Below are 11,293 nucleotides of genomic sequence, written 5' to 3'. Positions count from 1 at the left end.
GTACTGCAGGGGGGACCCTGTGGGAGAGTAGGACGCCGCCGAACAATTCTTCAGAAGAACCCCCATCCGGGTCCCGGATGGGGGTTCTTCGCGTTGTCGGGGTGTTGGTCGAATGATCATGCGGCGTTCGCTGGAGGACCGTGTACATGACGGTTCGTGGGCCCCTATGGTCGAGCTTTCTCGTCCGACCATGCACTCACGACGCGAAGGACACCACGTGGCCTCCATCGACCGGCGCCGTTTCCTCCAACTGGGCGGCGCCTCCGCGGCCGCCGCCGGCCTCGCCGCCTTTCCGCCCGCGGTTGCCAAGGCCATGGCGCTGCCCGCGATCGGCAGGACCCGTTCGATCGAGGACGTCGAGCACGTCGTCATCCTGATGCAGGAGAACCGTTCCTTCGACCACTACTTCGGCACCCTGCGCGGCGTCCGCGGGTTCGACGACCCCCGGCCCACGCTGCTGCCGAACGGCCGGCCGAACTGGCACCAGCCCGCCGCCGCCGTGAAGACCGGCCGCTACCACGACCGCGGCCTGCCGGCCTCCGAGCAGGAGGTGCTGCCCTGGTACATCGACCCCCGGAACACCACCGAGTACCAGGCCGGTACCGACCACGGCTGGAGCAGCGGCCACCTCGCCTGGAACGAGGGGCGCCACGACCAGTGGGTGAACCAGAAGCAGGACGTCATGACGATGGGCCACCTCAAGCGCCAGGACCTGCCGTACCACTTCGCGCTGGCCGAGGCCTTCACCGTCTGCGACGCGTACTTCTGCTCCGTCCACGCCGACACCGCCCCCAACCGGATCTACCTCTGGACCGGCACCAGCGACCCGCGCAACGCGTACGGCCGCCGGCCCAACGGGCCCGGCCTGTGGGAGCGCAACGACACCAACGGCTACACCTGGACGACGTACCCCGAGCGCCTGGAGTCGGCCGGGGTCAGCTGGAAGCTCTACCAGGGCGGTTCGGGCGAGCCGGGCACGCCGACGGACAACTACACCGACAACTCGCTGATGTTCTTCGAGCGGTACCAGGTGGCCGAGGGCGCGTCGGGCCCGCTGGTGGAGAAGGGGGCCACCGACCACACGCTCAAGGAGTTCCGGGCCGACGTCGAGCAGGGCCGGCTGCCGCAGGTCTCCTGGATCGTCCCGCCGTACAAGTACAGCGAGCACCCCTCCGCGACGCCCACCGACGGCGCGTACTACATCAACCTCGTGCTGGACGCGCTCACCGCGAACCCCGAGGTCTGGGGGCGGACCGTCTTCCTCATCAACTACGACGAGAACGACGGCCTGTTCGACCACGTCGTCCCGCCGATGCCGCCGGTCGCCAGCCGTCCGGGCGGCCCGGGCATGGTCTCCGCCGACCTGGAGGCGAGCCTCGGCGACGAGCTGCTGGACCTCTCGAAGTACCCGGGCGAGATGAGCCCGCTGGTCCCCGGCGCCGACCCGGGCGGACTCCAGCCGATCGGCCTCGGACCGCGGGTGCCGCTGATGGTCATCTCCCCGTGGTCGCGCGGTGGTTGGGTCTGCTCGGAGACCTTCGACCACACCTCGGTGCTGCGGTTCCTGGAGGCCCGTTTCGGCATCGAGGAGCCCAACATCAGCGCCTGGCGCCGGTCGGTCTGCGGCGACCTCACCTCGGCGCTCGACTTCCGGGGCACCGACGCGCGGCGCGTCCGGATCCCGGTGCCCGCGCCGATCGCCTCGCAGGGCAAGCCCTACCAGGTGCCGCTGCCACAGCGGATGCCCACCCAGGAGCCGGGCACCCGGCCCGCCCGCGCCCTCCCGTACGACCTGCGGGTCAACGAGGAGGAGACGGACACCGCCGGGCAGTTCCGGCTCGAACTGGAGAACCGGGGCTCGGTCGGCGCGTGGCTCTACGTCTACGACCGGACGGCGCCGACGGCCGCCCCGCGCCGCTACACCGTCTCGGCCGGCGACACCTTCGCCGACTTCTGGCCGCTGACCGGCGCCGGCGACTACCACCTGGCCGCCCACGGCCCGAACGGCTCGGTGCAGGAGTTCGAGGGCACGGCCCGGGCCGGGCTGGTGGCGCGCTTCGACCCGTCGAAGAACCAGGTGCGCGTCACGGTCGCCAACCACGGGCCGGTGGCCAGGACGGTCACCGCCGAGAACGCCTACGCGAAGGGCTCGAAGCAGAGCCGCTCCCTCCGCCCCGGCGCCTCGGCCCGGTTCACCTTCGAGCTGCCCGCCGACCGCCGCTGGTACGACGTCACGGTCGCGACCGCGGACGGTCCGGCTTTCCGCCGCCGCTGGGCCGGACACCTGGAGAACGGCCGCCCCGGCACCAGCGACCCCGGCCCGCGCTGACCGGACGGGCCTCCGTGGACGGAACCGGCCCGCGCTGACGGGCCCTCGTCGACCGCTCTGGTCGACGGGGGCCCGGGCGGTCAGCCGCCCCGGCGGGGCAGCCAGGTCCGTCGGCGCGGGCCGGCCACCGTGCCGACGGGCGGCGAGTGGAGGGCGGCCACGGCGCTGCGGATCAGGATGCGCACCCCCTCGGCCGCCGTCTCCGCCGACATCGACGCGCTCGTGTCCCGGCCGGACACCTGGCTCGGCAGGTACGGCAGACGCGCGAACCCTCCACGCAGCTCCGGGCGTTCGGTGGCGATCAGGTGCGCCAGCCCGTAGAAGACGTGGTTGCAGAGGTGGGTGCCGGCGGTGTGCGAGACGGTGGCCGGGATCCCGGCCAGCTGGACCGCCGCCACGCAGGCCTTGACCGGCAGGGAGGAGAAGTAGGCGGCCGGGCCCTCCGGCACGACCGGCTGGTCGACCGGCTGGTTGCCCTTCCGGTCGGGAGCGCGGACGGCGTCGTCGAGGTTGACCGCCACCCGCTCGACCGTGAGGTCCGGGCGGTTGCCGCCCTGGCCGGTGGCGATGACCAGGTCCGGCTCGAACCGGGCCACCGCCCGGCGCAGTTCGGCGATCGAGTCGCCGTACACCCAGGGCAGCCCGGCGAACTCCAGGGCCACTCCGGCCGGCGGACCGGCGGCGACCAGCCGGCCCGCCTCCAGGGACGAACTCAGGGGATCGCGGCCGAACGGTTCGAAGGCGGTCAGCAGGACGCGGATGATGGCGGACCTCCCAGCGTACGGGAACGTACGGACCCGATTTATGCCTTCGAGCGTAGGGCCGTCCCGAATGTCCCGGCAAGCCCCGCAGGTCGCGGTCGGACACCGTTGGACACCGGGACTTCACCCGGCGTCAGGTCCGGCGCAGCGCGCCGTCCGCACGGAGCGAGTCGAGGGTGGGGTAGCCGTCGACGGCCATCAGGAGGTCGGCCTCGGCGAGCAGCGAGCGCAGCACGTGGACGATGCCGTCGGTGCCCTCCAGCGCCAGGCCGTAGGCGTACGGGCGGCCCACGCCGACGGCGGTGGCGCCGAGGGCGAGCGCCTTGACGACGTCGGTGCCCGAGCGGACGCCCGAGTCGAAGAGGACGGGCAGTCCGTCGGCGGCCGCGACCACGTCGGGGAGCGCGTCGAGGGCGGCCAGGCCGCCGTTGGCCTGGCGGCCGCCGTGGTTGGAGCAGTAGACGCCGTCGACGCCGCCGTCCCTGGCGCGGCGCACGTCCTCGGGGTGGCAGATGCCCTTGAGGAGGATCGGCAGGTCGGTGAGCGAGCGCAGCCAGGGCAGGTCGTCCCAGGTCAGCGGGTTGCCGAAGACGCCGGCCCACTCCAGGACGGCCGCCCGCACGTCCTCCTCCGGCGCCCTGGCGAGGCGGGCGCGGAACACCGGGTCGGAGGTGTAGTTGGCCAGGCAGTGGCCGCGCAGCTGCGGGAAGTTGGCGGTGGCCAGGTCGCGCGGGCGCCAGCCGGTGACCCAGGTGTCCAGGGTGACGACGATGCCCCGGTAGCCCGCGGCCTCCGCCCGGTGGACCAGGCTCTCCGCCAGTGCCCGGTCGGTGGGGGTGTAGAGCTGGAAGAAGCCGGGGGTGTCGCCGAACTCGGCGGCCACCTGCTCCAGCGGATCGACCGTCAGGGTGGAGGCGACCATCGGGACGCCGGTCCGGGCGGCGGCCCGGGCGGTGGCCAGGTCCCCGTGCCCGTCCTGCGCGCACAGGCCGATCACCCCGATCGGCGCCATGAACAGCGGAGTCGGCAGCCGCAGGCCGAACAGCTCCACCGACAGGTCCCGCGTGCTCGCGCCGACCATCATCCGCGGCACCAGGCCCCACCGCCCGAAGGCGGCGACGTTCGCGCGCTGGGTGGACTCGTCGCCCGCGCCGCCCGCGACATAGGAGAGCACGGAGGGCGGCAGCGCCGCGCCCGCCCGCGCCTCCAGCTCGGCGAAGGCCATCGGCATCGTCGGCAGGACGCCGCCGAGCCCGCGCAGGTAGATCTCGGTCTGGTAGTCGCCGAACCGCCCCTGGAACGCCGGGTCACTCTGCTGGTAGACCATCCGCCGGCCGTCCTTCCGTCCGCACCCGCCCGGGACCGTCCCGGCCGGCGCCGCCCGCCCACCCCGCAGGACGGGCGGGCGGGTCGACGGCACCCCGGCATTCTCGCCACGAACCGTGCCGACGGCCAGGGTCGGGGCGCGGGTGTTCAGGGTGTCGGCTCGGGACGGACCCGGTGGCCGTACCGCCACACGGTGGCCGCGGCGAGCAGGGCGACCGCCCCGCCGAGCAGCATGACCGTGGCGGGGGAGGAGTGGTCCACCACCAGCCCGCCGGTCAGCGCGCCGATCGAGAAGCCGGCCTGGAACGCCGAGGTGAAGACCACCCCGGCACCCTCCGGGGCGTGCGGGGCCGCGGCGAGGAACCAGCTGAGCGAACAGACCGGGACGGCGCCGTACGCCACGCCCCAGAGGGCCAGCAGGACGGCGGCGCCCGGACCGCCGGTGCCCAGCAGCGGCAGCAGCAGGGCCGCGGCGGCGAGCAGCACGGCCGCCGTGCCGAACACCGGACGCAGTGCCCCGGCCGCCCGGCCGCCGGCCAGGACGTTGCCGAGCAGTCCGGCGGCGCCGTAGCCGAGCAGCAGGGCGGTGACCAGGCCGGGGCCGGCGTGGGTGGTGCCGGTGAGGAACGGGGTGACGTAGGTGTAGCTGCCGAAGTGGGCCGGCACGATCAGGAAGGTCACCGCGATCCCGGTCAGGGTGCCCCGGCCGGCCAGCAGTGCGCGCAGCACGCCCAGCCCGGTGGCGGTCAGCGGGGGCAGCGGCGGCAGCGACCGCAGGAGGGCGGCCAGCGCGAGCACGGTCAGCGCCGCCATCGCCAGGAAGGCCGCCCGCCAGCCGGCCACGGAGCCGAGGAACACCCCTGCCGGCACGCCGAGCACCGAGCCGAGCGGGACGGCGGAGAAGATCAGCGTGTTGGCCCGGGCCTGCCGGTGCTCCGGGACGAGGCGCGGGGCGAGCCCGGAACCGATCGACCAGAACGCCCCGATGACCAGACCGAGGGCGACCCGGGCGGCCAGCACCGCCCAGTAGGCGGGGGCCAGGGCGCTGAGCAGGTCCGCCAGGGTCAGGACCAGCAGCAGCGCGCAAAGCATCGTCCGCCGGTCCGCACGCCTGGTCGCGACGGTCACCACGGGGGCGGCCACCGCGGCGACGATGCCCGGCAGGGTCATCATCAGCCCGGCCGTGCCGTCGGAGATCCGGAAGGTGGCGCCGATCGGGGTCAGCAGGCCGATCGGGAGGATCTCGGTGGTGACGATGGAGAAGACGCCGGTCGTCACGGCGAGGACGGCGAGGGTGCCGCCGCCGTTGCGGGGGCGGGACTTCGGGGTGGGCGGCTTCGGGGTGGGCTGGGTCGAGCTGAGGGTGGTGCCGGTCGGCATGCCGGAGGTCCCGTCGGTGGGTGGTGGGTGTGTCACCCGAAGTCCACCAATCCGACCGGGGGTTGGGCTGGCGTGAATCCGACGTCAACGCTTCCGCGCGGGGCCGGCGCTCCGGCGTCGCCCTGCGGTTCGGCGCGGCCCGGCGTCCGGCGTTACCCGGCGGCGTGGCGCTGTCTGGCGCGGTGCGCGATCTCGCCGAGGATGCGCTGCCAGGTCGGCGAGGCCTCGGCGAGCCGGGAGAAGATCACCGCCTGGTTCCCGGGCCGGCTGCTGTCCCGCCCGTGGGCGACCTCCCACGCGTCCAGGTCGTCGATCAGCCGGTCCACGCGCGGATCGTCCGGTGCCCAGTCGAGCGACTGGTCGCAGAGCAGGAACAGCCGCGTCGTCTCGGGGTCGTCGAAGCTTGCGTTCTTCTCCTGGATGCCCCGGCGCATGGCCTCCGGGTCCAGGGCCTGGTGCAGGATCCAGGTATCGCGTTCGAGCCGTACCGACTGTTCGCCGACCCCGAGCGCGCGCATCCGGTCCAGGATGGCGACCACCTCGGGTGGCAGGGCGAGCCGTTCGCCGCTCGCCAGGTCGGCGATCCGGCGGCGGTGCTCGGCGAGCTGCTCGATCCGGCGCTCCAGTTCGGCGTCGAGCTCGGCGACGGCGGCGGCGAACTCCTCGGGCCGTGCCCGCAGCATTTCGTCGATCCGGGCCAGCGGCACGCCGGCGTCGGCGAGCGTCCTGATCCGGATGAGGTCGACCGCCGCCTGAGCGCTGTAGCGGCGGTAGCCGGAGCCGTCGCGTTCGGGCTCGGGCAGCAGTCCCACCTGGTGGTAGTGGCGCACGGTGCGTACGGTCACGCCGGCGGTCGACGCGAGTTGACCGATCGTCAGCACCGGTGCGCTCCTGTCGTGTTGACGTCCTGCGGCCGGGGTGGCGCCAGGGGCCGGGGTCGAAGTCTAGGCGCGGCCCGCCCGGTCCACGACGTCGCGGATCGCCTGGACCACGGCGTCGGCCCGCTCGAAGACGAACTGGCTGTGGCCGGTGTCGGGGAGGATACGCTGCTCCCCGTCCGAGACGGCGTCCACCATGGCCGCGTACAGCCGCGTCTTGCCGTCGTGCATCTCCCGCAGGGCCTCCTCGGACATCAGCGCCCGCTGGCCGGGGTCGACGCCCAGCGGGGTGAGCGCGATCAGCGGGACGTCGGGCAGGTCCGCCCCGGCCCGCAGCTCGACGGCCAGGTCGGCCATCGAGGCGCGCTCGGCGATGCCGGCGTGGATCCAGCGCTCGCTCACGTGGTACTCGACCACCGCGTCCCGGACGTCCGCGGGGAAGTCCACGAGCAGTTCCGCGGCCATCTGCCGGATGCCCGGGAGCGCCTGCCGCAGCTGCTCCTCGGTGGGCGACAGCCGCACGCTGGCGGCCAGGCTCGCCTCGGCGGGCAGGTAGTCGTCCCAGTCCCGGTGGAAGGCGTCCAGCCAGACCAGCCCGGCCACGTCCTGCGGATAGCGCTGGGCGAAGCCGTGGGCGTAGGCGCCGCCGAGCGAGTGCGCGACCAGGACGTACGGGCCGGGGACGCCCTGGGCGTGCAGCAGTTCGTGCAGTTCGGTCGCCACCTCGGCGGCGGTGCGCGGCAGCGCGGCGTCGTCGCTGAAGCCGGTGCCGCCGCGGTCGTACACCACGGCGGTGGTGAACCGCGAGGCCCCTTGCTGGACGCCGAAGTAGTCCAGGCCGATGGCGCTCGCGCCGGGCAGGAGGACGACCGCGGGCCCGCCCGTGCCCTGGCGGTGCAGGTAGAGGCGGCGGCCGTCGATCTCCTGGAAGCCGCCGACCGGGGGGTGGAGCGGAGTGCTGGAGGTGCTCTCGTTCGTCATGCGGCAAGCCTGCAACCCTGACGTAGCGTCAAGGTCAAGCGTCCGGTCGCGGGACTTCCCCGGGAGGGGCCGGGCCGCCGGTGCGGGGGGGCGTCAGGGGCTCGGGGCGTTCGGGGCGGCCGTGGTGGTGAAGCGGTTGCGGAACTCGGTGGGCGTGGTGCCCAGCCGGCGGGCGAAGGCGCGGCGCAGGGTCTCGTCGCTGCCCAGGCCGCTGAGCCGGGCGGCGGCGGTGATGCCGTGGCCGTCGAGGAGCAGCTGTTGGGCGCGGTCGAGGCGGACGCGCTCGACCCAGCGGGCCGGGGTGGTGTTCAGCTCGGCCTGGAAGAGCCGGGTCAGGTGGCGGGTGCTGACGGCGGCCGCGGCGGCCATCGCGGGCAGGCTGTGGTCGGCGCCCGGGTCGGCGAGGACGGCGTCGGTGAGCGTGCGCAGCAGGCCGCTGCGGGCGGGCGGGGTGGCCAGGGCGGTGGAGAACTGCGACTGGCCGCCCGGGCGCTGCACGAAGACGACCAGCTCGCGGGCGATGGCGCGGGCGGCCTCGGCGCCGTGGTCGTGCTCGACCAGGGCGAGGGCGAGGTCGATGCCCGCGCTGATGCCGGCGCTGGTGTGGTAGCGGCCGTCCCGGACGTGCAGGGCGTCGGGTTCGACCCGCACCCCGGGGTGGCGGAGCGCGAGGGCGGTGGCGTGGCGCCAGTGGGTGGTGGCCCGGCGGCCGTCGAGCAGCCCCAGCGCGGCGAGCACGAAGGCGCCGCTGCACACCGAGGCGACCCGCCGGGCCCGCCCGGCGAGGCCCTCCGCGGCGGCGAGCAGGGGTGCGTCCGGGCCCCGGGCGGCCAGGTGGTCGGCGCCGGCGACGACCAGGGTGTCGAGGGGTTCCCGGGGGCCGAGTACTCCCTGGACGTCGTCCGGTGCGGCGGTGTCCGCCAGGGCCACGCCGTTGGAGGCGGTGACGGTGCCGCCGCCCGGGGAGACCAGGACGGTCCGGTACGGGTGGCCGAGCCGGCCGGCCTGGTGGAACACCTCCAGCGGACCGCTGACGTCGAGCAGCGTCACCCCGTCGAACACGAGGAAGGCGACCAGGCGCGTCATGTCCGAATCCGAGGTCCGGCTGTCCGTACCGACATGGCGGCAGCGTACGCCACCGGGCGAGGGTGGAGGAGTCGACCGAACAGCCCCCGAAACGAATGAACGCGGAGGAACCATGACGAACGAGACGATCGCGGGCGTGCGCGTCCCGGACAGCGCCCTGGCCCGGGAAGCGACCGAACTGGTGCGGGAGGCGGCCGCGCCCCTGCTGTTCGACCACTCGCGCCGGGTGTTCCTGTTCGGGGCGCTGCGCGGCGCCGAACAGGGGCTGGAGTTCGACCCGGAGCTGCTGTACGTGGGCGCGATGTTCCACGACCTCGGCCTCACCGGCCGCTTCGCCCGGACCGACCAGCGGTTCGAGATCGACGGTGCCGACGAGGCCCGCCGCTTCCTGGCGGCCCACGGCATCACCGGCGAGCCGGCGCAGCGGGTCTGGACCGCCATCGCCCTGCACACCACCCCGGAGATCCCGCTGCACATGGCGCCGGAGATCGCCCTGGTCACCCGCGGCGTGGAACTGGACGTGCTGGGGATCGGCTACCACGCGATCTCCGCGGAGCAGCGGGCCGCCGTGGTCGCGGCCCATCCGCGGCCCGACTTCAAGAACCGCATCCTGGCCGCGTTCACTGACGGCATCAAGGGCCGCCCGGACACGACCTTCGGCAACGTCAAGGCGGACGTGCTCGCGCACTTCGTGCCCGGCTTCGAGCGCGGCGACTTCGTGGAGGTGATCAAGGGCTCCGAGTGGGGGGAGTGAGCCGGGGCGGGGGCTTTCGGCGAAGGGGTTCTGGTCGCGGGCGTTGGATGCGGGCGCTGGCCGTGGGCATTGGTTGCGGGCATCGGTCGGGGGCGTTGGACGCGGGCTTCTGAGGGCAGCCCGGGGGCCCGGTCGGCGTCGCCCGGCCGGGTTTGACGGGGGATCGGGGTTCCACCACCCTTCCACTAATCGAATAGTGAAAGGGTACTTTGCCGATGCCCGCTCCCTCCTCCGTGTCCCGGGCCGTTCCGAGTACGGCCGCTCTTCCGTCCGTACCGCCCCGCGCCCGCCGCCCCGCCCCGCTCGCGTGGGGCCTGGCGGCCGGGTTCGCCGCGCTGTACGCCTGCGTCGCCGTCAACCGGCACCGGCGCGGCCTCACCAAGGCCTACGACCTGGGCATCTTCGAGCAGGCCGTCCGGGCGTACGCCCACGGGCAGGCGCCGATCGTGCCGCTCAAGGGCCCCGGCTACCACCTGCTCGGGGACCACTTCCACCCGCTGATCGCGGTCCTCGCCCCCGCCTACCGGGCCTTCCCGAGCCCGCTCACCCTCGTCGTCGCCCAGGCGCTGCTGATGGCGCTGGCCGTCGTCCCGCTGACCCGCTGGGCCCACGAGGTGGCCGGGCCGCGGGTGGCGCTGCTCGTCGGCTGCGCCACCGGGGCCTCCTGGGGGATCGTTCGGGCGGCGGCCGACGACTTCCACGAGATCGCCTTCGCCGTCCCGCTGATCGCCTTCGCCGCCACCGCACTCGGTCGGCGCCGGCCGCTCGCCGCCGCGCTCTGGTCGCTGCCGCTGCTGCTGGTCAAGGAGGACCTCGGGCTGACGGTGGCCGCCGTCGGGGTCCTGATCGCCTGGCAGGCCCGGCGGGAGCGGCACAGTAGTCCACTGCCCGGGCTCGCCCTCGCCGCCTTCGGGCTCGCCGCGACCGCGCTCACCGTGCTCGTCGTGCTCCCGGCGTTCAACCCGAGCGGGGGCTTCGACTACTGGCAGCAGCTGGACGGCGGCGGGCAGGGCGGGCAGGCCTCGCTCTGGGAACTGCCACTGCGGCTCGGCTGGCCGCCGGTCAAGTGGCTGCTGCTGTTCCTGCTCGCCGCCACCGCCGGCTTCATCGGCCTGCGCTCACCGCTCCTGCTGCTCTGCGTGCCCACCCTCGCCTGGCGGCTTTTCTCCTCGAACTCGCACTACTGGGGCGTCAGTTACCACTACAGCGCGGTGCTGATGCCGATCGCGTTCGCGGCCCTGGTGGACGTCCTGCGCCGGGTTGACGCAGGTCGCCGGGGTGACGCGCGCCGCCGCGTCGAGGTGCGCCGGGCCAGGCGCGGGCTCGCCGTCAGCGCCCTGGTGGCCGCCGTGACGCTGCCGCTCTACCCGCTGCACGAGGTGGTGATGCCCGAGGCCTGGCGCACCTCGCCCCGGCTCACCGAGATCCGGGCGCTGCTCCACCGGATACCCGACGACGCCACCGTGGCCGCCTCCAACCGGCTGGCGGCCCAGCTCACCCGCCGGACGGAGGTCACCCTGGTGTGCCGGACGCCGGAGGGTCCTGGCCCGCAGTGGGTGGCCGTCGACCTGCGCGACCCGAGCGTGCAGGCCCCGTGCGCCACCGCCGACACCGCCCGGATGCTGGCCGTCTACCGGGAGCGTGGCTACCGGCCGCTGGTCGAGCAGGACGGCCTGCTCCTGCTGCAACGCCCCTGAGCCGCCTCCCGGGCCGGACAACCCCCGAGCAGCGGACGGCCCCAGACCGGACAGCTCCAGACCGGACACCCCCGGGTCCGGCTTGACCCGCGCGGCGCCGT

9 protein-coding genes are annotated in these 11,293 nt (G+C 74.3%); 3 read left to right on the top strand and 6 right to left on the bottom strand.

The features are described 5' to 3' along the window. Positions 1-217: 217 nt before the first annotated feature. The gene (locus ACFCY1_RS22570) at positions 218-2,329 is read left to right on the top strand and encodes a phosphocholine-specific phospholipase C (RefSeq protein ID WP_117492851.1); all 2,112 of its coding nucleotides are present in this window, start codon (positions 218-220) and stop codon (positions 2,327-2,329) included. Positions 2,330-2,409: 80 nt separating this feature from the next. On the opposite strand, the gene pcp is transcribed toward ACFCY1_RS22570, so the two are convergent. From pcp to ACFCY1_RS22540, 6 genes are all read right to left on the bottom strand, one after another. Then, complete coding sequence (gene pcp, locus ACFCY1_RS22565) at positions 2,410-3,093, bottom strand: pyroglutamyl-peptidase I (protein ID WP_079272827.1); 684 nt, start codon at positions 3,091-3,093, stop codon at positions 2,410-2,412. 130 nt (positions 3,094-3,223) lie between these two features. Beyond that, entirely contained in the window at positions 3,224-4,417 is a 1,194-nt protein-coding gene (locus ACFCY1_RS22560) for an alpha-hydroxy-acid oxidizing protein (protein WP_375875765.1), read from the bottom strand. A gap of 146 nt (positions 4,418-4,563) precedes the next feature. Next, positions 4,564-5,796 (bottom strand): MFS transporter, encoded by a 1,233-nt coding sequence (locus ACFCY1_RS22555; RefSeq protein WP_375875764.1) that lies wholly within the window; start codon positions 5,794-5,796, stop codon positions 4,564-4,566. Positions 5,797-5,948: 152 nt separating this feature from the next. Further along, positions 5,949-6,677, bottom strand: a complete 729-nt coding sequence (locus tag ACFCY1_RS22550; RefSeq protein WP_375875763.1) for a MerR family transcriptional regulator — start codon at positions 6,675-6,677, stop codon at positions 5,949-5,951. 63 nt (positions 6,678-6,740) lie between these two features. Continuing rightward, complete coding sequence (locus tag ACFCY1_RS22545; protein WP_375875762.1) at positions 6,741-7,655, bottom strand: alpha/beta fold hydrolase; 915 nt, start codon at positions 7,653-7,655, stop codon at positions 6,741-6,743. A 93-nt stretch (positions 7,656-7,748) separates the two neighbouring features. Then, positions 7,749-8,741 carry a GlxA family transcriptional regulator gene (locus tag ACFCY1_RS22540; RefSeq protein ID WP_375875761.1) on the bottom strand — a complete coding sequence of 331 codons (993 nt, stop codon included), beginning with the start codon at positions 8,739-8,741 and terminating at the stop codon, positions 7,749-7,751. A gap of 112 nt (positions 8,742-8,853) precedes the next feature. On the opposite strand from ACFCY1_RS22540, the gene ACFCY1_RS22535 reads away from it, so the two are divergent. Both ACFCY1_RS22535 and ACFCY1_RS22530 read left to right on the top strand, forming a co-directional pair. Then, a complete protein-coding gene (locus tag ACFCY1_RS22535; protein WP_375875760.1) occupies positions 8,854-9,495 on the top strand; it encodes an HD domain-containing protein in 642 nt (213 codons plus the stop codon). A gap of 215 nt (positions 9,496-9,710) precedes the next feature. Continuing rightward, a complete protein-coding gene (locus ACFCY1_RS22530; protein ID WP_375875759.1) occupies positions 9,711-11,192 on the top strand; it encodes a DUF2079 domain-containing protein in 1,482 nt (493 codons plus the stop codon). Positions 11,193-11,293 lie beyond the last annotated feature (101 nt).

Source organism: Kitasatospora sp. NPDC056273 (assembly GCF_042268845.1).
GTDB lineage: Bacteria > Actinomycetota > Actinomycetes > Streptomycetales > Streptomycetaceae > Kitasatospora.
Note: the sequence above shows the minus strand (reverse complement) of the source record. Positions and strands in the feature narration are given on the sequence as shown.